This is a genomic window from Pseudomonas sp. PB101 (genome assembly GCF_009764265.1).
In the GTDB taxonomy this organism is placed as follows: Bacteria; Pseudomonadota; Gammaproteobacteria; order Pseudomonadales; family Pseudomonadaceae; genus Aquipseudomonas.
The window spans coordinates 20,222-40,459 of record NZ_RWIR01000076.1 but is presented as its reverse complement, the minus strand read 5'-3'; the positions used below and the strand labels follow the sequence as shown (position 1 = coordinate 40,459).

The window sequence follows — 20,238 nt, the reverse complement described above, 5'->3', positions numbered from 1 at the left end:
TTGTGGTTGACCCAAGGCATCTGTGATGAAATGCGACCCCAATCTTTATCGCGCAACGTCGCCATCACTCGCCGTGAAACCCCGCCTGGTTCGTCATTTGTTCCTGCCGCCGCTGATCATCGCCATGATGATCGGCCTGGGTTATATCGGCTTCTGGATCAGTGAGCACTACGGCATCCGCAGCCTCGGCGAGAACGGCCAGCGCCAGCTGGAACTGCACGCCCGCGCCGTCGAAAGCGAAATCAGCAAATACACCTACCTGCCCAGCCTGCTGGAACTCGAAACCAGTGTTTCGCAGCTGCTGGCCGACCCGACCCCGGAACACCGGCAAGCGGTCAACGATTACCTCGAAGGCCTGAACCGGCGCAGCCGCAGTCGGGCCATCTACGTGATGGACACCACCGGCCGCGTCATGGCCACCAGCAACTGGCGCGATGTCGACAGTTACCTGGGTGAAGACCTGTCCTTTCGCGCCTATTTCCAGAACGCCGTGCGCGGTCAGCCCGGGCGTTTCTATGGCATCGGCAGTACCAACGGCGAACCCGGTTACTACCTGGCCCATGGCCTGGAAGAACACGGCAAGATCATCGGCGTCGCGGTGGTCAAGGTCCGCCTCGAAGCCATGGAAGAACGCTGGCAACGGGCACGCCTGGAAGCCTTCGTCAGCGACGAAAACGGCATCATCATTCTGTCCAGCGATCCGGCCCGGCGTTTGAAATCGGTGCTGCCGCTTAGCGAAGAAACCAAGGAAAAACTCGCCCGCAGCCTGCAGTACTACTGGTTTCCGCTCAACGAACTGCAACCGCTGGCCCGGGAAACCCTGTCCGAAGGCGTGGAAAAACTCACCTTCCCGGCCAACAGCGAGCTGGTGGCCGACGATGAAAACATCAGCTACCTGTCGCAAACCCGGCCCTTGAGCGATACGCCGTGGAACTTCACCCTGCTCACGCCGCTCCAGGACTTGCGCCGCGAAGCGATCAACCAGGGGATTCTGGTGGCGGTGGCCTTTGCCCTCTGCGCCTTTCTGCTGATCGCCTGGAACGAGCGGCGCAAGGTGATCGCCACCCGTCTCGCGGCCCGGGAAGCCTTGCAGGAAGCCAACAATCAGCTGGAGCGTCGGATTACCGAACGCACCACCGACCTGCGCGCCAGCAACGAACGGCTCAAGGGCCAGATCCGCGAACGCCGGCACGCCGAAGAGACCTTGCGCCGTGCCCAGGATGAACTGGTACAGGCCGGAAAACTCGCGGCCATCGGCCAGATGTCCACCAGCATCGCCCACGAACTGAACCAGCCGCTGGCGGCGCTGCGCACCTTGTCCGGCAATACCGTGCGCTTCCTCGAACGCGGCCAGCTCGACGTCGCCAGCACCAACCTCAAGACCATCAACGAACTGATCGACCGCATGGGCCGGATCACCGCCAGCCTGCGCTCGTTCGCCCGGCGCGGTGACGACAAGGGCCAGGCCTGCCTCGGCAAAGGCGTGGACGCGGCGTTGCAGTTGCTCGATGGACGAATGAAAAACACGCAGCTGCACCGCCATTTCGACGCTGTGCAGGTGCAGATCGACCAGACCCGCCTGGAGCAGATCCTGGTCAACCTGATCGGCAACGCCCTCGACGCCATGCAAGCGCAGCCGCTACCCGAACTGTGGCTCGAAGGCGAAGCGTTCGATGGCAAATACCGCCTGCGGGTGCGCGACAATGGCCACGGCATCGACGCCGAAGCCCGCAAGCACCTGTTCGAACCCTTCTTCACCACCAAACCCGGCGAACAGGGCCTGGGCCTTGGCCTGACCCTTTCCGCCAGCCTGGCCGCCGCCACCGGCGGTCACCTGGGTGTCGAGCACCCGGCCAGCGGTGGTACCGCATTCGTCCTCAGTTTACCGTTGGTAAGCCCCACTCCCGCCGAGCCAATATGAACAACGACCTTAGTGTACTGATCGTCGAAGACGACCCTCATGTGCTGCTCGGCTGCCAACAGGCGCTGACCCTGGAAGACATTCCGTGCATTGGCGTGGGCAGCGCCGAAGAAGCCCTGGAGCGGGTCGGCGACGACTTCGCCGGCATCGTCGTCAGCGACATTCGCCTGCCGGGCATCGATGGCCTGGAATTGCTGACCCGCCTCAAGGCCCGCGACCGCAGCCTGCCGGTGGTGCTGATCACCGGGCACGGCGACATCTCCATGGCCGTTGGCGCGATGCAGAAAGGCGCCTACGACTTCATGGAAAAACCTTTCTCCCCGGAGCGTTTGGTGGACGTGGCCCGCCGCGCGCTGGAGCAACGCAGCCTGGCGCGGGAGGTGTCGTCGCTGCGCCGGCAACTGGCCGAGCGCGACTCCCTCGAAGGGCGGATCATCGGCCGCTCGCCAGCCATGCAAAACCTGCGGGAACTGATCGCCAACGTCGCCGACACCTCGGCCAACGTATTGATCGAAGGTGAGACCGGCACCGGCAAGGAACTGGTTGCGCGCTGCCTGCATGATTTCAGTCGGCGGCACACCAAGCAGTTCGTCGCCCTGAACTGCGGCGGTCTGCCGGAAAACCTCTTCGAAAGCGAAATCTTCGGTCACGAGGCCAACGCCTTTACGGGTGCGGGCAAACGCCGGATCGGCAAGATCGAACACGCCGACGGCGGCACGCTGTTCCTCGACGAAGTGGAAAGCATGCCCCTGCCCTTGCAGATCAAACTGCTGCGGGTATTGCAGGAACGCACCCTCGAACGCCTCGGTTCGAACCAGAGCGTGGCGGTGGATTGCCGCGTCATCGCAGCGACCAAATCCGACCTCGTCGAGTCGAGCAAGGCCGGAGAATTCCGCAGCGACCTGTACTACCGCCTCAACGTGGTGACCCTGGAACTGCCACCCCTGCGCGAGCGCCGCGAAGACATCCTGCAACTGTTCGAACACTTCTTGCAGCAGTCATCCCTGCGCTTCGACCGCATCGCGCCGGAGCTGGACAACCAGACCGTATCGAACCTGATGAGCCACGACTGGCCGGGCAACGTGCGTGAACTGCGCAACGTCGCCGAGCGCTTTGCCCTCGGCCTGCCTGCGTTCAAGAAAACCGGTGCCGGCAGCAGCAACCAGGGCCTGGCCTTTGCCGAAGCGGTGGAAGCGTTCGAGCGCAACCTGCTCAGCGATGCCTTGCTACGCAGCGGCGGCAACCTGACCCAGGCCAGCCAGGAACTGGGCATGGCCAAGACCACGTTGTTCGACAAAGTGAAAAAGTACGGCCTGAGCCATTAACAGGTGACCGGGGATCAGAGGAGATTGTGATCGGCCACAGGCTCGATCTGTGCCCAGTGCGAAGTGTCCTCACGGTGCTCGCGCAAGTACGGCAATACCGCCGCCAGCAACGGCGCCTTGAACGCCTCCTGGAAGCGATGGGCCAGGCCCGGAATCAGGATCAACTGACTGCCGCGCAGATGCGCCGCCAGATGCACCCCGTGCATCACCGGCAGCAGCGGGTCGGCCGTGCCATGCACCACCAGCGCCGGCACCCGCAACTGATTGAGCAGCGCCACCCGACTCGGCTCGGCGAGAATGGCCATGATCTGGCGCTTCACGCCTTCGGGATTGAACGCCCGGTCATAGGACTGCGCCGCCTGATGCAGCAGCGCCTGGCGATCGTCGGTGACCATCGGACTGCCCAGCGCCGCCAGCAGGTCGGCCTGTTGTTCCAGGGCCACCTCGCGGTTCGGTGCACCACGCCGCGCCAGTAGTTGCACCAGCGCCGCACTCGGCGCCGGCAAGCCTTCGGCGCCGGAGCTGGTCATGATCAGGGTCAGGCTCTCGACCCGCTGCGGTGCCATGGCCGCCATGTGCTGGGCGATCATCCCGCCCATGCTGGCGCCCAGCACGTGGAATTGATCGATGTGCAAGGCGTCCATCAGGCCCAGGCCATCGTCAGCCATGTCGGTCAGCGAGTATGGCGCCGACACCGGCAAGCCGAGTTTGTAGCGCAGCACTTCGAAGGTCAGGTTGGCTTCGGCCGGAGCTTGCCGCCAGGTCGACAGGCCGACATCGCGATTGTCATAGCGGATCACCCGGAAACCCTGCTGGCACAGAGCGACCACCACCTCGTCCGGCCAGTGAATCAACTGCCCGCCCAGGCCCATCACCAGCAGCAAGGCCGGGTCCGACGCACGACCGATGCTCTGGTACGCCAAGCTTACCTGGGCCAGATCCACCCGTTCGGTCGGAACATTGACATCACAACGCGAAGCCGCCAGGGAAGGCAGGCCGAACAACAGCGCGGCCAGAAATACGATTCGTGAAAAGAATGCAGCACCCATGAAAAAACACCAAAACGCAGAACCCCAGTAGAGCGCGAGTCTGATGAAGTTTGTTCAAGCGCGCTGCCACAGTTCCATGACAGTTTGATGAAGAGTGCCGAGCGGTCATCCCGCCCTCACAATAACTATGTACCACCCGACCTCCAGTCGACCGCGGCCTAATGCCCGTACCGCCGGCCCAGCCCGGCTCTCTGGAGACTCATCGTCATGGTTGACGAAACCACCCCCCTTGCGGCCGATTTCGGCCTCACCTTCCCTTTGCCCGTGAACCCGGATCAAGGCCTGAGCCTGAGCGCCTCGGCGCGCTGGGAAGAATGCCGCGAACAGTGGCTCACCCTGATGGCGCAGAGCCCGCAAGCCTCTCTCGATAGCGATTGGTGGAGCGCACGCGCGCTGGGCACCGATCGTTCGCGCCGGGCACAAGCCATCCGCCTGTACCGCCAGCATTTCGAGACGTCGAGCCAATGGGCCTTCGCCCAGGGAATTCTCGATGCCAGGCAGATCGGAACGTTACTGACCATCATCGACCCGGAACAGGCGCCCCCGGACGAACAACACCCTGTTTATGTCGAACAGCTGATTCTCAAGAATGACAAAGATCTCTCAAACCTGCTGTCAGGGGCGCTGGTCATCACCCAGGATACCGATCAGCCGGTCGCTCAACTGTTGTATCTGCCTTCGCATTCATCCGCCTGGATGACATTCAAATCCCGCAATGAACTGGAACGCTGGTTGATCGATCAGCCCCAGCTGTCTGCGGCCCCGGCCAAGTTCGAGTACACCGTCCTCGACAAGACGGTGCTGCACACCAGCGCAGAAAGCCTGTTATCCCGCTTGTCCGTGGCCCCCGTCGACCGGCCCGGCAATGCTGCTGCACTGGCCGCGCCCCCCGAGCTGCCGCTGGTGGAGGTAAATGACAGCGCAGCCCTGTTCGGCCAGCTAAGCCCCGATATCCCTTTGGGTGTGCGTCACCGTGCACTGGCACAACAACGGGCGGCACTGGAGGCGTTGCTCGGTGATGATTTTACCGGTGCCGCCGACGATCCCCGCCTACAACGCCTGCACCAGCAACTCGACGCCCTCAGCGCTGCTGAGCAGGCCAGCAACACTGCCGCGACGGCGCTGCTGGACATAGCCGATGCACTCAAATGGCTGGAGCTGCGCCACCAGCCAGGCCCGCATTACACCGCCCTGCACCAGGTACGCCAGGACGGCTTGCGCGCCGAAGCCGAATTGCAATTGAGCCTGAATCAGATCAACAGTGAAGAACACCAGTGGCTCATCAGCGTGCTGGATGCCCCCGATCAGCCCCGGGCAGCCGACCTGGTGGTCGCGCGACTGGAACTGTCGGCAACGGACACCGAAGGCGATACACCCCGCACGCAAACCGAAGAACTGGACGGCGTTCTGCTGTTTGCCAAACCTTCGGCGTTGCTGGCGCATTCGACCGACAGCCTGTTGCTCTACTGGCCCGGACGCTTCGGTGGACTGCAACGCTTTGCCTCCAGGCAGCAGCTGGAACAGTCACTGTTCAAACGCCCGGCCAATGACCCTGCCCTGGCACTGCACGTCTTGCCGCTCAATGGCCCGCCGTTTGAATACGCCTTGCAGACCCAGCTTCACAGCTGTGAACAACAGGCGGCCCGGATCATCGCGGCCAATCCTGTGCCGTCGCGTGCCAGCGAACGTGCGGCCGAACTGGAAAAACTGCGCGAACAGACCCTCGCCCGCATGACCGTGCCCCATTCGGCCGCCCGGGATTTGGTGTACGCACACATCGTCAAACAAACCCGCAGCAGTGCGCTGGCCGCTCAATTGCCATCATGGCATCGCGAACTGTCCAGCGTGCAGCGTGAGCGCCTCAAGACGCTGTTCAAGTCCTGTATCGCCGCGATGCGACGCTCTCACCAGTGGTTCGAACGCGAGCTGCCGCCCCGGGAAGCCTTCGCCATCAAGGCTATCGACGCCCGGCTGCGCCAAGACTTCAACCTCAGCCAGCAAGTGGAGGTGCTGCTCGACGTTCCGGATTCAACCATCTGGCGCAAAGTCGTGATGGAAGGCGCCGCACCCGGCACCCCTCAACAAAACATGCTGATCGCCAGCGAACAGCGCAGCAAACTGCCCCTCGGTGAGCTGACGCTGAGCAACATCGATCAGGAAATGTGGTGGCGACTGTCGTTCATGAAGGTTGAGGTCAGCGGTGCCGACGCCGCACAACAGCAGAAACTGAAAAGCACCATAAATGCGTCCTGGCTGCGCAAGCTGGTCACCGAGCTGGATCTGGCCGGGAAGTATGAAACGCTGATCCGCGAGACCTTCCTCGGCCCCTCGACGGCCTCGGCGTTCAGTCATGAATATCGGCACGAATGCCTGAGCGAACCCTGGCGCCTGATGCTTCGCCTGCAAGGCGAATTCGCCGTGCTGGCAAAGGACATCGATGCCAACGGCCAGCGCGTGCTGGAAATCGCCATCGACGCCACCAGCCGTGAAGCCTTTGCCAGCGACGGCAAGCGCATCGAATTGTTGCCGGCACACCTGACGGTGGGCGGCAAGGACACCCACGCCCAGGGACCGAGCACGTTGTCCGGCGTCACCTTTATCGTCGAGCACATCAGCGGCCTGACCCTGCTGTATCTGCCCGACAGCCCCGACGGCGTTTTTCTGCGCCAGTTCGACAGCCTCGAGCAGGCACGGATGCGCCTGTTCAACGACTGCCTGCGCAACCCGATGGTCAACTGCCTGGCCGGCCGTGCCTTGAAGGGGGATTTCGCCCATCACGTCAGCCGGATCAACCAGGCCCGGGTGAAAAATTTCGACGGCTTGATCGGCGTCGGTACGCCCTGGCCAGCCAGCACCTCCCTGGCAGCGCATTTGCTGAATGCGCACATGGGCCGTTTGCTGGAAGCCCATCGGGCAACTTCGCGCTCCAATGATGCGTTGTACCTGGAACAGGTCGCCTTGAAGTCCGGCGCCATGTTCAACTACCTGAAAATGGCCGTGGGCATGTTGCCCTTCATCGGTACGGCCATCGCCCTGTACGACGCCTGGAACAGCGCCAACCTGGCGGTGGCGGCCTTTCTGCGCGGTGATGTCGGCCATGGCCTGGCCGAGGTGGAAGCGGTGCTGTTGTCGCTGATCGACGCCGCCATGGACATTCTCCCCGGCACCACGGCTACCCCTGCTGTCGCCCGCGCCGCCACGCGCAATCGTCAGTGGCGGGCACTGGGCAAAAGCCCGCGGGCCTTGCAGGTATCGACGCCACGCCACGCCCGACTGTCCCTGGAACGCTTCAAGGGTTATGAATATGAAAAGCCGATTTCCCTCGCGGGCCTGCAACCGGGCACCGAAGGCATTTATCGCAACGTCTATCGACACGCCGACGGCAACTTCATGCTCAGCCAGGGCCGTATCTACCGCATCGAACTGGCGGACAATCCACCGCGCTGGCGCTTGAGCGGCACGTCTACGCGGACCTACAAACAACCGATCGCCCTCGATGAGGCCGGCCAGTGGAACACTCACTATCGGGTGTACGGCACCGTGATCGAAGGCGGCGGCGTGGGCGGCGGAGCCGTGCTCGGGCACCTGGCCGAAGGGCTCGACCCGCTCTGGCCCGCCGCCATTCGCCGCTGGCTGCCGCGCTGGTGGACGGATCGGGCCCTGCGCCGGCAATTGACCCTGACCCATACCGCCGACGCCTACACCCGACAACTCGATACGCTCACCCGCAGCAGCAACATCACGCTGGAGCACTACTTTGGCCTCAAACTCGATCAGCGCCCGGCCTTTCGCGCCCGTACCGATGCTGCCTGCGCGGCCGATATCGACATCGCCCAGGCTCACTACCTGAATCTCGATGAGCTGATGCTGTACAGCCATGGCCGCAAACGTGCACAAATCGAAGACATTCAAAGCCGTTGCGCCTGGGTCATCGTCGACCGCTCGGTGCGACGGATCGGTCTGCTCAAGGAACGGCTGCTGGAGCACCTCGACCGTATCGAACAATTGGTCAACCGCTCGGACACTACGCCGGGCACCGATACCGTCGCCCATTTGCAGCTCATGGCACAACGCAAGGAGGCCCGCAAAGACTTTCTCAATGACTTCGATCAAGTCTATGTGACAGTAGAGGAAGCCAATCGCTGGAACCGCCGGATCACTAACCGGGCGCAAAAATCGAAGATGGCACACGACATGGCGATCGTGAATGAGAAATTCAGCGACGCCAATCACTTCTATCTGAAAACCGCGCACACCCTCGAAATCATCACCCACTATGACGCGGTGACCGACCTGTCCTGGACGTACTTCCACTTGCAGTTGAAAACGGCCCGCAACAAGCTCGGGCGCGCGTTGCTGACCCAACACCAGCTACCCCACGTGAGCGCAAGCGTCAGTCAGCGCAACAAAGTTCTCGAAGACTGCCTGACCACTTATGCCGAGTTCCGTCGCCAGTTGGGCGCCTGGACACTCGGCTATCCACAGCACCTGGACCTGGAGCACGTCACGGTGTTCCTGGACAACCTGGACAAGGTTGAAGACTTTGCACGCCAAGCCATCAAGACGCGCCCTTCGGTGGTGCCCAAGGAAGGCCGGCCCGGACAGCAATTGTTCGAGACCGAAGACAACCAGTTGCTGATCGGTATCGCCAGCACCGACGCCGTCACCCGGCAAAAGCGCTTCACCGTCGAAGGGGTCGGTGGCCACACGGAAACCTGGCTGCCACGCTCCAATGGCAAATATCACCTCAGCGAGCCAACGGGTTCCGTGCAGCCGGAACTGCCGACGGATGTCGGGCCATTGCTGGCAGAAGCCAGGAAAAGGCTGGAGGCGGCAAACGCCTACACCCGCAAAGTCGAAGGCTACGCGCGGCAAAACATGCTGCCGGTCGACCTCGAGCACATGATGGGCAGCGAGGCCACCGAGCTGACCATGCGCGCCCGAGCCATCGAACGCTTGTCCCCCACCGATGCCGTAGCGCTACAACTGCGCAATCGCGCGAAGGAGATGCTGCGCACCGGGCGCACCCTGCGCATCGAACAAAGCCTGAACAGCAAGACTCCGACCGAAGGTTATCTGGACTATCTGCGTGAACAGCAGGTGGTGGACATTCGCAAGGAAGGAAGCCTGCGCGATCTGGGCAAACGCGCCGACGGACGACGGGATTTCCTTCAGGAGTACGAGGTGCGCGACCTGCGCAGCGAACCGGCGCAAACCCTGTGGTACGCCCACTTTCACTACACCTCGGTCAAACCGCAATTCAGCGACTTCGTCAAAGGCCATCTGAAATTGCCGTCACAACGCAACCTCGGCCTGCAATGGCAGAAGGACGTGGCCGCCGGTGGCGGTACGGTCGAGGCGATCTGGCGCGGTGACATTGGCAAACCGCTGGGCAACAAACACTTTTCCACGCTGTAAAGCAGCAACGGCGGAGCACGCAACGTGCTCCGCCGTGCTGATGGTCGACAGCGGCAGCAACATTAGACAAACTCAACCTTTTCGACTTGTCGACAAGTTTTCCTCATGGAGCCCCCGGTGCTTGAAATCCGTCACCTCAAGACCCTGCACGCCTTGCGCGAAGCCGACAGCCTGGTGGATGCGGCCGACCGCCTGCACCTGACCCAATCGGCCCTTTCCCATCAGTTCAAGGAGCTGGAGGAGCGCATGGGCATGCCACTGTTCGTGCGCAAGACCAAACCGGTGCGCTTCACCAGCGCCGGTTTGCGCCTGCTGCAACTGGCCGACGCCACCTTGCCGCTGTTGCGCGCCGCCGAGCGCGACATCAGTCGCCTGGCCGGTGGCACCGCCGGGCGTTTGCACATGGCCATCGAATGCCACAGCTGCTTCCAGTGGCTGATGCCGACCATCGACCAGTTCCGCGATGCCTGGCCGGAAGTCGAACTGGACCTGGCCTCGGGCTTCTCCTTCGCCCCTCTGCCGGCCCTGGCCCGTGGTGATCTGGACCTGGTGGTGACCTCCGATCCGTTGGACCTGGCCGGGATCACCTATGTACCGCTGTTCACCTATGAAGCGATGCTCGCGGTGGCCAACCAACACCGCCTGGCCAGCAAGGCCTATATCGTCCCTGAAGACCTGCTCCCGGAAACCCTGATCACCTACCCGGTGGAGCGAGACCGGCTGGACATCTTCACCCGCTTCCTCGAACCCGCCGACATCGAACCGGCCCAGGTCCGCACCTCGGAACTGACGGTGATGATGATGCAACTGGTGGCCAGCGGTCGCGGCGTGTGCGGCATGCCCCACTGGGCCCTGCATGAATACAGTTCGCGGGGTTATGTGAAAGCCAAGCGGCTGGGTGACAAAGGCTTGTTCGCCACGCTGTACGCGGCGGTGCGCACCGACATGCTCGATGCGCCGTATATGCGTGATTTCTTGCTGACGGCCAAGGACACCTCGTTTTCGACGCTGGATGGGGTTAGCGCAGTTCGTTAAATCGATACAGACCTGTAGGAGCCGGCTTGCTGGCGATGAGGGTGTATCAGGCGACACTATTGTTGAACGGTCCGCCGCCATCGCCAGCAAGCCGGCTCCTACAGGGGGATTGCGCTGGTTTCAGAGTTCGCGCCACATATGCAGCTTGTCGAAGTAATCCTCCCCCACCCGCACCGCCATCGGCTCCAGGCCGTACTGGACGAAACCGCAGCGCTGGTAGAGGTTGAACGCGGCAGCGTTGCCGGCGGTGACGGTCAACTGGATCAGGCGCACACCCGCATGGTCCTGCGCTTCGGCCAATGCGGCCTGAACCAGTTTATAGCCGAGCCCGCGCTGACGGACCCTGGCGGTCACGTACATGCCAAACAGCGTCACCTTGTGCCGGGCTTTTTCCCTGGGCTCGAACGCGAGGCCGACAATGCCGGCCAACCGGCCTTCCTCGAATGCTCCGAGCACCACGTCCAGCTTGCCGGTCAGGCGCGACTCCCACCAGCCCAGCGGCATCGCCGCCCGCTCGCGCACACTCGAAGTGAAGGCCTGTGGGTGCAGGTCGTAGGCCTCAAGCATCAGTGCCCGATAGTCCAGGGCATGGCTGGCATCCAGTCGCTCGATCCACATGTTCAGGCCATCCGTTTTTGCTCAAGCATCAGCCGCACCGCCAGGGCCGACAACACGAAGCCCATGAAATAGCGCTGCATCGCCAGCCAGGTCGGATTGTTGACGAACCACGAGGCGATGCCCGCGGCAAACATGGCGATCATCAGGTTGACGCAAAAACTGACGCTGATCTGGGTCAGGCCGAGGATGATGCTCTGGCTGAACACCGAGCCGTGCTCCGGCGTGATGAACTGCGGAAACACCGACAGATAGAACACCGCGATTTTCGGGTTCAGGGCACTGGTCAGAAAGCCCATGGTGATCAGCTTGCGTGACGAATCCGGGGGCAACTGCTGCGCCTCGAACGGCGAGCGCGCGCCAGGTTTGACCGCCTGCCAGGCCAGCCACAACAGGTACAGCGCACCGGCCCACTTCAGCACCTCATAGGCCACCGGCACCGCGAGGAACACCGCAGTCAGACCGGCGGCGGCAGCGAACAGGTGCACGAGAAAACCGGCGACCACCCCAAGCAACGAAATCACCCCGGCCTTGCGCCCCTGGCAGATCGAACGGGAGATCAGGTAGATCATGTTCGGCCCCGGCGTCAGCACCATCAGCAATGCGGCAGCCGCAAAAATCAGCAGGTCTTGAAGCGGGATCATGGGCGAAGTCCTTTGCGGGATGATCAGGCGATAGCAGTCAACGATGCTCGATAAAACGGCAGGATCAGGTCCCGTGTCAATGGCGCCAACGGGACACTGCCGTCGGTGAGCGGGTCAATCCAGATCACTTCTTCGATCTCCGCCGCTGGCATCACGTCGACATCGATGTGCAGCAAAAAAATCTCGGCGTGGACGACAAAACCCGGCTCGTTGGCGGCCGGCGCCGAGAAGTGACCGAGGTAGACGGCCTGCTCCGGGTCGATGTCCAGCCCCAGCTCTTCTTCCAGCTCCCGGGCCAGGGCATGAACCGGCAGCTCATGGGGCTCGATCTTGCCACCCGGCTGCATGAACGCCGTGGTCCCGCGCTTGCGCACCAGCAACGTGCGACCGTCGGGGCCGATCAACAGGGCGGCGGCGATGCGGATGAGCCCGGAATGATTGGGCGAAATATCAGTAGAAGGAGACATCGGTGACCACAGGTCCATGTTGAGGGGCGCACAGAATCCCACGCCTTCAAACCTGGGCCAAGGGCGATCCGGAACTATCTGCCAACCACCCCGGAAATTTCCTACTCGCGACCTTGATAGCGTGTCCTGCCGATTTTCATCGATTGATCCCCCCCATCCTGCCGCCACTGGAGCACTCTACATGTCCGACATTTCAACGCTGAAAGATAAAATCAACACCCGAACGTTTCCTCTCTTTCTACTGGGAATATTAACTGGCGGGCTCTACCTGAATGTCTGGATGTACAAAACCTTCACGGCACTTGAAGAGGTCACTCACATCAAGACGATAAGCCCGGCTTTATTTGTCTTCTACCTGATCAGCATCAGTTCTATCGGATATCTCGGCTTGGTACCTCACTACTATGCACTCGACCTTATAGGTGTTCTGCTCATACTATGTTTTCTGTTGTCCATTCTCTGGTGTTTCCGTGTACGAAGGGTGTTAAGGGCATATGCCTTGGCTGAACACAACTTCGAACTGCGCATGAACCTAGTCTATATCGTGCTTTTCACCTTCTATTACGTCAACTACTGCATCAATGCCCTTCCCCGTGACAAGCAAAAACACGAAGAAAAAAAGCGGCTAACAGGACAAGCCACTTACGTTTGAGACAGGTACACCACACCAATCTGTAAGCCGTGTCGTTGTCACGGCCTGCCAATTGGGCAAGTTCGACCTTCATGGGTATTCCTTGTCATAGACCGTGCGGCAGAAAGATTGCCCGACCGGTGTCTGTGCGCCAGTATGCGCAGCAGGCAACCGGGCGGGCATCACGCTGCGGGGAAACACGAAAGGGATAGAGGCATGGCACTCTCGTTGGACGACATCGCCTGGCATCGTTCGGTGGGGCAACTGATCGACGCCTTGGACAAGCCCAATTTCTGGACCCAGCTTGTACGACTGCTGGATCAGTACGTGCCCTTCGACAGCTGGGTGGCCCTGCTTTTCAGTGCCGATCAGCGCCCGCAGGTGTTCGCCGAATGCCCCGGCGAGGACGGCAGCCCCGACCCGTTGTTCCAGGATTACCTGCGCGGGCTGTACCTGCTCGACCCCTTCTACATCGCCTGCCGCGAACAATCGCGCAGCGGCCTGTTTCGCCTGTCGGAAGTGGCGCCGGAGCACTTTGAGCTGACGGAGTACTACCAGCGTTACTTTCGTCTGAATGTGGTGGCCGACGAAATCCAGTTCAATTGCCAGCTCGACGGCGACCGTACGCTGTGCCTGTCACTGGGCAGCACCCAGCGCTTCAGCGGCCAGCAGATTGCTTTGCTGTCGTTGATCCAGCCGTGGGTGCTCGGCCTGATGCGCCAGCGTCTACCCTATGAAATCAACGAAGTCGTGGCCCTGGTCCCCGCTCCACCGCAAGTCGATTGGCGGGTACGACTGGAGGCTTCGGTGCGCCAGCTCAAAGGCGCTCAGTTGACATCCCGGGAACTGGATGTCGGGCGTTTGATGCTCAGCGGTTGCTCCAGCAAGGAAATCGCCCGTAAGCTGGAAATCTCTGTCGAAACCGTGAAAGTCCATAAGAAACACATGTACAGCAAGCTGGGGATCAAATCCCAGTCCGAGCTGTTTTCGATTTTTCTGCAGGCACAAAATGCCTGATTGGCCTGTGGAACACTTTGCTTTTATGTGGGAGCGAGCTTGCTCGCGATTGCGATATTTCATTCAACATTGATGTCGACTGAACCGCCGCCATCGCGAGCAAGCTCGCTCCCACAGTGTTTTGTGTTTAGCCAAATTTATTGAGTCCGAACCCAAGGAACCCGTATGAGCCTGTCACTCCTGAGCCGCTACGCCTTCTTTGCCGTCTGCGTGATCTTTACCCTCGCCAGCCTGCCGTTTCTTCAATATGACTGGCTCTGGCCAATCACTGCCGTCACCGCTGTCCTCAGCCTGATCGGCCTGTTCGACTTGCTGCAAAGCCCGCACGCCGTGCGGCGCAACTACCCGATCCTGGGCAACATCCGTTATCTGGTCGAAGGCATCCGCCCGGAAATCCGCCAGTACCTGCTCGAATCCGACAGCGACGCCCTGCCCTTCTCCCGGGCCCAGCGCTCGCTGGTCTACTCCCGAGCCAAGAATGAAAGCGCCGACAAACCCTTCGGCACGCTGATCGACGTGTACCAGTCGGGTTTCGAATTCATCGGCCACTCCATGCGCCCGGCACCCTTGAGCGACCCGAGCGGTTTCCGCGTCACCGTCGGCGGCCCGCAGTGCACGCAGCCGTATTCGGCGTCGGTGTTCAACATCTCGGCCATGAGTTTCGGCTCCCTCAGCGCCAACGCCATCCGCGCGCTGAACCAGGGCGCCAAGCTGGGCAATTTCGCCCATGACACCGGCGAAGGCAGCATCAGCCCCTATCACCGGGAAAACGGCGGCGACCTGACCTGGGAACTCGGCAGCGGCTACTTCGGCTGCCGCACCAGCGACGGCCGCTTCGACCCGGAACGCTTTGCCGCGCAAGCCCGCACGCCACAGGTGCGGATGATCGAAATCAAGATGAGCCAGGGCGCCAAGCCCGGCCACGGCGGCATCCTGCCCAAGCACAAGGTCACCAAGGAAATCGCCGAGACCCGCGGCATCCTGATGGGCGAAGACTGCGTGTCACCGTCGCGCCACAGCGCGTTTTCCACGCCGATCGAAATGATGCATTTCATCGCGCAACTGCGTGAGCTGTCTGGCGGCAAGCCGGTGGGCTTCAAGTTCTGCCTCGGCCATCCGTGGGAGTTCATGGGCATCGCCAAGGCCATGCTGGAGACGGGCATCCTCCCGGACTTCATCGTCGTCGACGGCAAGGAAGGCGGCACTGGCGCGGCGCCCGTGGAGTTCACCGACCACATCGGCGTGCCGATGCGCGAGGGCCTGCTGTTCGTGCACAACACCCTGGTCGGCCTGAACCTGCGGGACAAGATCAAGCTCGGCGCCAGCGGCAAGATCGTCAGCGCCTTCGACATCGCCAGCGTGCTCGCCATCGGCGCCGACTGGGCCAACTCGGCGCGTGGCTTCATGTTCGCCATCGGTTGCATCCAGTCGCAGAGCTGCCACACCAACAAATGCCCGACCGGCGTCGCCACCCAGGACACCCTGCGCCAGCGCGCGCTGGTGGTGCCGGACAAGGCCCAGCGTGTATTCAACTTCCACCGCAACACCCTCAAGGCCCTGGCGGAAATGCTCGCCGCCGCCGGCCTCGAACATCCGTCGCAGTTGTCCGCCAAGCATCTGGTGCGACGCATGTCGGCGACCGAGATCAAGCTGTTCTCGCAGCTGCACGTTTTCCTCAAACCGGGGGAGTTGCTGACCGGCGAAGTGAACGGCGAGTTCTACTCGCGGATGTGGCAGATGGCCCGGGCGGATAGCTTCGAGCCCAATGAGATGGAGGCGGCATAGAAATCAACGTTTCGGCACTGAAGGTCTGAAATGACTTCAGGGCCGACCCTCCAGAATAAACAGCCGTGCCTGGACTTCATCCCCTTGGACAGTGAGCGTTTGCTTCCAGTCCTTGGGGAAGGTCACCACATCCTCCGGCCTGGGATTGCCGGTCACCCACCAGACTCTTTTTGCGGCGGGTTTCAATGCCGAGACGTCGCTGAAAAAAATCCAGTCCAGACGTTGCGGGACAAGACTCCAGCCACCGTAGTCATACGGTCCATTCGGCTCCCCGCCTGGCAGTCGGGAAATGTAGAGCCTGGGCTGGATGCCTGTGGTGTTGTAGTAACTGAATGGCAGATACCAGAACAAACCGTCGATGACAATCTCATCGCCCACCTGCGCCTGACGATTGATGCCCTGCGCCACCCTGTCCAGCCTGGCCAGCTTGCGAACGTCGGTGCCATTCAATCCGTCGTCCTGCGCGTACACCTTCAGCACGCCGTGCACTTGTGCCACGACAAACAGACTCAAACACAGGTAAGCAACAAGCGGCCGCCGCGCCGCCAACCGATCCAGCGCCACCGCAGCCATCAGGGGCAAACCGACGGCGGCGAAGACCAGATACCGGGTGACGAAGACCGGCACGATCCAGGAAACCAAAAACACAGTGATGGCCGGCACAAAAAAATAGCTGATCAGCAAGAGCGTTGAGCGGCGGTCCTGTCGATCATTCAACAGCGCGATCACACAACACGCGATCATCGAAGCAGAGATCGCCATCGCCCACCACAACCCGCTACCGTCCGCAGAAATCATCGCGATGCAACGTGAAACAACGCCCGGCAGCATCTCCCACGTGGTGGGCGCAACCCACTCGAGCCCATTCATGCGCCTTAGCTGATCAAAGAGATGAGGCAACCACGGCACATACAGCACGACAATCGCGACATTGGCCATGAACCACTTTCCAACGGGCAGCGCCACGGGTTTGCCAGCGCCCAAACCCGACCAGTACAGCCAATGCACCAGCACACAGAACGCGGCGAAGTAGTGGGTGTAGAACGCGGCTGACATCAGCAACACGTAGAGGACCGCGTAGCGCCTCGCTTGCGGTTTCCGGTTCCAGCAAACCAGGGCAATCGTGGCCGCCATCAGCCAAAAGCCGAGCAAGCTGTACATACGCACTTCCTGGCTGTAGCGAACCGAGATCGGCAACAACACCAGCATCAGTCCGGCAAAACAGGTCGCTCTGCGCGTAGCGACAAGGCTCATCAGCTTGAGACAAAGCACCAGCGTGCCGACATCCGCCAGCGCGCTCAGACCGCGCAAGGAAATCACACTGTTCCCAAACAGCAACATCCAATAATGAACAATGACGTAATAGAGCGGAGGGTGAACATCCCGCGCCGTTGTGGACCAGATCAGTCCTGGCGCTCGCTCACTCAGCAGCACGCTAAAGGCCTCGTCATACCAGATGACCGGTATTGAAATGGCGTGGAATCGAACGATCACCGCCAGCATGACCAGCACGATCAGCCCCGCGCGGTAAAGAGACTGCCTGCCCTGACTCACTCGAACATCCGCCACGCCCTCCATTGCGTTCAGGCGCTCTTCGTCATTGAGGGGTTTTCTGTCGACTGGTGAGTCGTTTTGATGATGTCTTTGATGACATACCGGGGCCGATGCTTGGCCTCGATGTAAATCCGGCCGACGTATTCACCGAGGATGCCGATGCCGATCAACTGCACGCCACCGAGGAACAGGATCGCGGTCATCAACGATGGATAACCGGGCACGCTGTTGCCGAAGAAAACCTTGTCCAGCACCATGTACACCGCGTACAGCACGGCAAAGATCGACACGGCGCCCCCCACATAAGTCCATAACCTCAAGGGCACGGTACTGAATGAGGTCACGCCTTCCAGCGCCAGGTTCCACAGTTTCCAGCCGTTGAATTTGCTGTTGCCCGCCACGCGAGGGGCGCGCTCGTATTCGACAAGCACGGTATTGAACCCGGCCCAGGACAGTACGCCTTTCATGAACAACTGATGCTCGGGCAGTGCGCGAATCACATCGACCACCTTGCGATCCATGAGGCGGAAGTCGCCGACGTTTTCTTCGATGCGGGTGTAGGAAATACGATTCAACAGGTGATAGAACAACGCCGCACTGTGGCGCTTCAAATAGCTGTCGGAATGACGGTCCCGGCGTTTCGCCAGTACCACATCCGCGCCTTTCTGCCATTGTTCGATCAACAACGGGATCACACTGATCGGGTCCTGCAGGTCAACATCCATCGGTATCACTGCGTCGCCGGTGGCATGTTCCAGGCCGGCAAACAGCGCCGGTTCCTTGCCGAAGTTGCGGGAAAAATTGATCAGCATGACCTGATTGTCCGCTCGTGCCAGAACGGCGGCCTTTTCGGCCGTGCGGTCGGTGCTGCCGTCGTTGACAAACACGATCTCCACCTCGGCGTCGAGCTTCAACTCACGCCGCACAGCCTGGTAGAAAAGCTCGATCGCCTGCTCTTCGTTGAACACTGGAACGATCAGCGAGATTTTCATGCGTCACGCTCGCGAAACACCACGTACTTGGAAAACAGGAAGCCAAACACCAGGCTCAACGCCGAAAACAGCGCCACAGTGAGCAAGCCATGCAAGCGGTACAGATCACCGACATGACCGACGCCATAGCTCAGCGCGCCCATCGCCGACATGAACAGCAGATAGCCACCCACCGATGCCTTGCTGTCAAAAGTGTAGAGCGCGTTCATGTAGAAGGAAAACGAGGCGGCAACGCAAAACGCTGCCAGGTTACTGACAGCCTGGCTGAATCCGGCCGCCACACTCAGCAGGAAGAAAATTTGCCAATGAATAAGCGTATTGGCGACCCCGATCACCGTGTAGCTGGACAACCCTTTCCACAAGCGCCTCATGCCGTCAGCCCTTTATTGGAACCTGATAGCCCCATACGTATTGGAGCTTGTCTGCTGTCAGAAATCGCAGGTCCAGGCACTTTTCAGACCAGTGGCCATGACCTCAGGCATAGCCAGGAGACATTCCGAAATACCCCGACTTTGCAATTGAGGACGAATCAGTCCACCCTGCGCGCCGCCGCTTGGGCGCGCGACCTTCTGCTTGCGCGGCCAACCCCATTTTCACTCGCAGTTACGGGCCTGCTGTCATGACGTTAACGCGCGATCACCGGATCGACTTTTTTCGTGGTCTGGCACTGATCTTCATTTTCTGGGATCACGTGCCTCACAATCCTTTGGGGCAAATCACCCTGCGCAACTTCGGCTTCAGCGATGCGGCCGAGGTTTTCGTGTTTCTGGCCGGTTTCGCGGCCGTGCTGGCGTACGGCAAAGTCCTGGCGCGCGAAGGCTTTCTGATCGCCTGCGTGAAAATCCTGCGCCGGGCGTGGGTGCTCTACGTGGTGCATATCTTCTTGCTGGCGATGCTGATGGGCATTGTGTTTTTCGCCAACAGCCATGTGGAAACACGGGATCTGGTGGAGGAAATGGGCATGCATCATTTCATCAGCAACCCGCAGCAGGCCCTGATCGATGAACTGCTGTTGCGCTTCAAGCCGAACCTGATGGACCCGTTGCCACTGTATATCGTGCTGTTGGCGGGCTTGCCGCTGGTGCTGCCGTTGCTGATGCGCAAGGCCTGGGTGGTGGTCGCGATGTCATTGGCGCTGTATCTGATGGTGCCACTGGCGGGCTGGAACCTGGCGGCCATCAAGGACGGCGTGTGGTACTTCAACCCTGTCGCCTGGCAGTTGCTGTTCGTGCTGGGCGGTGCGGCGGCGATTCACAGTCAGCGCCCGCGCTTGCCCGAAACCCGCCCCTTGCTGCGCCAGCCATTGTTTGTCATTGCAGCGCTGTATGCCGTGGTCGCGGCTGTGTTGACCGTCCTGTGGCGTTGGCCGGAGCTGCACGATGCCGTGGTGCCGGCGAGCCTGCAGAACGCCTTGTACCCCATCAGCAAGACCAACCTGTCTCCCGCGCGCCTGTTGCACTTCCTCGCACTGGCCTACGTCACGGCGAAACTGATTCCCGACGGCCCGTGGACGCAGAACTGGCTGGCGCAGCAAAGTTGCCGCATGGGCCGATTCTCGCTGGAGATTTTCTGCCTGGGCGTACTGCTGGCGCCGTTGGCGGACATGGTCAATGCCTTGACCGACGATGCGTTTGCCATGCAGATCTTCACGGCGCTGGTGGGGGCCGGGTTGATGGCGTTGCTGGGAGCGTGGCTGGAGTTCAACAAGCGTTTGAACCGCTCAACGCAAATCGCCCCCGCCTGAAATTGCAAAAAACCCCGGCCAATCGACCGGGGTTTTTGTCG

General features: G+C 61.1%; 15 protein-coding genes. 8 read left to right on the top strand and 7 right to left on the bottom strand.

Going from position 1 to position 20,238, the window contains the following annotated elements:
• Positions 1-25 precede the first annotated feature (25 nt).
• Together EI969_RS23385 and EI969_RS23380 are read left to right on the top strand one after the other, a co-directional pair.
• Positions 26-1,921 (top strand): sensor histidine kinase, encoded by a 1,896-nt coding sequence (locus EI969_RS23385; protein ID WP_160389858.1) that lies wholly within the window; start codon positions 26-28, stop codon positions 1,919-1,921.
• Positions 1,918-3,246, top strand: a complete 1,329-nt coding sequence (locus EI969_RS23380; protein ID WP_160389857.1) for a sigma-54 dependent transcriptional regulator — start codon at positions 1,918-1,920, stop codon at positions 3,244-3,246. The genes EI969_RS23385 and EI969_RS23380 overlap by 4 nt, the downstream gene beginning before the upstream one ends.
• 14 nt (positions 3,247-3,260) lie before the next feature.
• Here the strand turns inward: EI969_RS23380 and EI969_RS23375 are convergent, their stop codons facing one another.
• Positions 3,261-4,295 carry an alpha/beta fold hydrolase gene (locus EI969_RS23375; RefSeq protein WP_160389856.1) on the bottom strand — a complete coding sequence of 345 codons (1,035 nt, stop codon included), beginning with the start codon at positions 4,293-4,295 and terminating at the stop codon, positions 3,261-3,263.
• A gap of 207 nt (positions 4,296-4,502) precedes the next feature.
• Between EI969_RS23375 and EI969_RS23370 the strand changes: the two genes are divergently transcribed.
• Positions 4,503-9,713 carry a dermonecrotic toxin domain-containing protein gene (locus EI969_RS23370; protein WP_160389855.1) on the top strand — a complete coding sequence of 1,737 codons (5,211 nt, stop codon included), beginning with the start codon at positions 4,503-4,505 and terminating at the stop codon, positions 9,711-9,713.
• A 117-nt stretch (positions 9,714-9,830) separates the two neighbouring features.
• Positions 9,831-10,748, top strand: coding sequence for a transcriptional regulator MetR (gene metR / locus EI969_RS23365; protein ID WP_160389854.1), 918 nt, complete (start codon positions 9,831-9,833; stop codon positions 10,746-10,748).
• A 120-nt stretch (positions 10,749-10,868) separates the two neighbouring features.
• Here metR and EI969_RS23360 read toward each other — a convergent pair whose 3' ends face one another.
• From EI969_RS23360 to EI969_RS23350, 3 genes are read right to left on the bottom strand one after another with little or no spacing between them, the layout of a single operon-like run.
• Positions 10,869-11,366 (bottom strand): GNAT family N-acetyltransferase, encoded by a 498-nt coding sequence (locus tag EI969_RS23360; protein WP_160389852.1) that lies wholly within the window; start codon positions 11,364-11,366, stop codon positions 10,869-10,871.
• Between the two features lie 2 nt (positions 11,367-11,368).
• The gene (locus tag EI969_RS23355) at positions 11,369-12,007 is read right to left on the bottom strand and encodes a LysE family translocator (protein ID WP_160389851.1); all 639 of its coding nucleotides are present in this window, start codon (positions 12,005-12,007) and stop codon (positions 11,369-11,371) included.
• Positions 12,008-12,030: 23 nt separating this feature from the next.
• Positions 12,031-12,474 carry an NUDIX domain-containing protein gene (locus EI969_RS23350; RefSeq protein ID WP_160389850.1) on the bottom strand — a complete coding sequence of 148 codons (444 nt, stop codon included), beginning with the start codon at positions 12,472-12,474 and terminating at the stop codon, positions 12,031-12,033.
• A 181-nt stretch (positions 12,475-12,655) separates the two neighbouring features.
• On the opposite strand from EI969_RS23350, the gene EI969_RS23345 reads away from it, so the two are divergent.
• The 3 genes from EI969_RS23345 to EI969_RS23335 all read left to right on the top strand — a co-directional run bounded on the left by EI969_RS23345 (position 12,656) and on the right by EI969_RS23335 (position 15,907).
• A complete protein-coding gene (locus EI969_RS23345; RefSeq protein ID WP_160389848.1) occupies positions 12,656-13,126 on the top strand; it encodes a hypothetical protein in 471 nt (156 codons plus the stop codon).
• 195 nt (positions 13,127-13,321) lie between these two features.
• Complete coding sequence (locus tag EI969_RS23340) at positions 13,322-14,122, top strand: LuxR C-terminal-related transcriptional regulator (RefSeq protein ID WP_160389847.1); 801 nt, start codon at positions 13,322-13,324, stop codon at positions 14,120-14,122.
• A gap of 165 nt (positions 14,123-14,287) precedes the next feature.
• Positions 14,288-15,907 carry an FMN-binding glutamate synthase family protein gene (locus EI969_RS23335; RefSeq protein WP_160389846.1) on the top strand — a complete coding sequence of 540 codons (1,620 nt, stop codon included), beginning with the start codon at positions 14,288-14,290 and terminating at the stop codon, positions 15,905-15,907.
• Between the two features lie 36 nt (positions 15,908-15,943).
• Here EI969_RS23335 and EI969_RS23330 read toward each other — a convergent pair whose 3' ends face one another.
• The 3 genes from EI969_RS23330 to EI969_RS23320 are packed head-to-tail and all read right to left on the bottom strand — an operon-like array spanning position 15,944 to position 18,824.
• Positions 15,944-17,461, bottom strand: coding sequence for a hypothetical protein (locus tag EI969_RS23330; protein WP_371926021.1), 1,518 nt, complete (start codon positions 17,459-17,461; stop codon positions 15,944-15,946).
• 29 nt (positions 17,462-17,490) lie between these two features.
• Positions 17,491-18,453: a glycosyltransferase family 2 protein gene (locus tag EI969_RS23325; protein WP_160389844.1), complete on the bottom strand. Its 963-nt coding sequence runs from the start codon at positions 18,451-18,453 to the stop codon at positions 17,491-17,493.
• A complete protein-coding gene (locus EI969_RS23320; RefSeq protein ID WP_160389843.1) occupies positions 18,450-18,824 on the bottom strand; it encodes a GtrA family protein in 375 nt (124 codons plus the stop codon). Before EI969_RS23320 ends, EI969_RS23325 begins: the two co-directional genes overlap by 4 nt.
• 248 nt (positions 18,825-19,072) lie before the next feature.
• On the opposite strand from EI969_RS23320, the gene EI969_RS23315 reads away from it, so the two are divergent.
• The gene (locus tag EI969_RS23315; RefSeq protein ID WP_160389842.1) at positions 19,073-20,197 is read left to right on the top strand and encodes an OpgC family protein; all 1,125 of its coding nucleotides are present in this window, start codon (positions 19,073-19,075) and stop codon (positions 20,195-20,197) included.
• The last annotated feature ends 41 nt before the right edge of the window (positions 20,198-20,238 follow it).

Bases quoted from the DNA above. Each gene is read 5' to 3' on its own strand.
- EI969_RS23385 (WP_160389858.1), top strand. From the start codon at position 26: ATGAAATGCGACCCCAATCTTTATCGCGCAACGTCGCCATCACTCGCC.
- EI969_RS23380 (WP_160389857.1), top strand. From the start codon at position 1,918: ATGAACAACGACCTTAGTGTACTGATCGTCGAAGACGACCCTCATGTG.
- EI969_RS23375 (WP_160389856.1), bottom strand. From the start codon at position 4,295: ATGGGTGCTGCATTCTTTTCACGAATCGTATTTCTGGCCGCGCTGTTG.
- EI969_RS23370 (WP_160389855.1), top strand. From the start codon at position 4,503: ATGGTTGACGAAACCACCCCCCTTGCGGCCGATTTCGGCCTCACCTTC.
- EI969_RS23360 (WP_160389852.1), bottom strand. From the start codon at position 11,366: ATGTGGATCGAGCGACTGGATGCCAGCCATGCCCTGGACTATCGGGCA.
- EI969_RS23355 (WP_160389851.1), bottom strand. From the start codon at position 12,007: ATGATCCCGCTTCAAGACCTGCTGATTTTTGCGGCTGCCGCATTGCTG.
- EI969_RS23350 (WP_160389850.1), bottom strand. From the start codon at position 12,474: ATGTCTCCTTCTACTGATATTTCGCCCAATCATTCCGGGCTCATCCGC.
- EI969_RS23345 (WP_160389848.1), top strand. From the start codon at position 12,656: ATGTCCGACATTTCAACGCTGAAAGATAAAATCAACACCCGAACGTTT.
- EI969_RS23340 (WP_160389847.1), top strand. From the start codon at position 13,322: ATGGCACTCTCGTTGGACGACATCGCCTGGCATCGTTCGGTGGGGCAA.
- EI969_RS23335 (WP_160389846.1), top strand. From the start codon at position 14,288: ATGAGCCTGTCACTCCTGAGCCGCTACGCCTTCTTTGCCGTCTGCGTG.
- EI969_RS23325 (WP_160389844.1), bottom strand. From the start codon at position 18,453: ATGAAAATCTCGCTGATCGTTCCAGTGTTCAACGAAGAGCAGGCGATC.
- EI969_RS23320 (WP_160389843.1), bottom strand. From the start codon at position 18,824: ATGAGGCGCTTGTGGAAAGGGTTGTCCAGCTACACGGTGATCGGGGTC.
- EI969_RS23315 (WP_160389842.1), top strand. From the start codon at position 19,073: ATGACGTTAACGCGCGATCACCGGATCGACTTTTTTCGTGGTCTGGCA.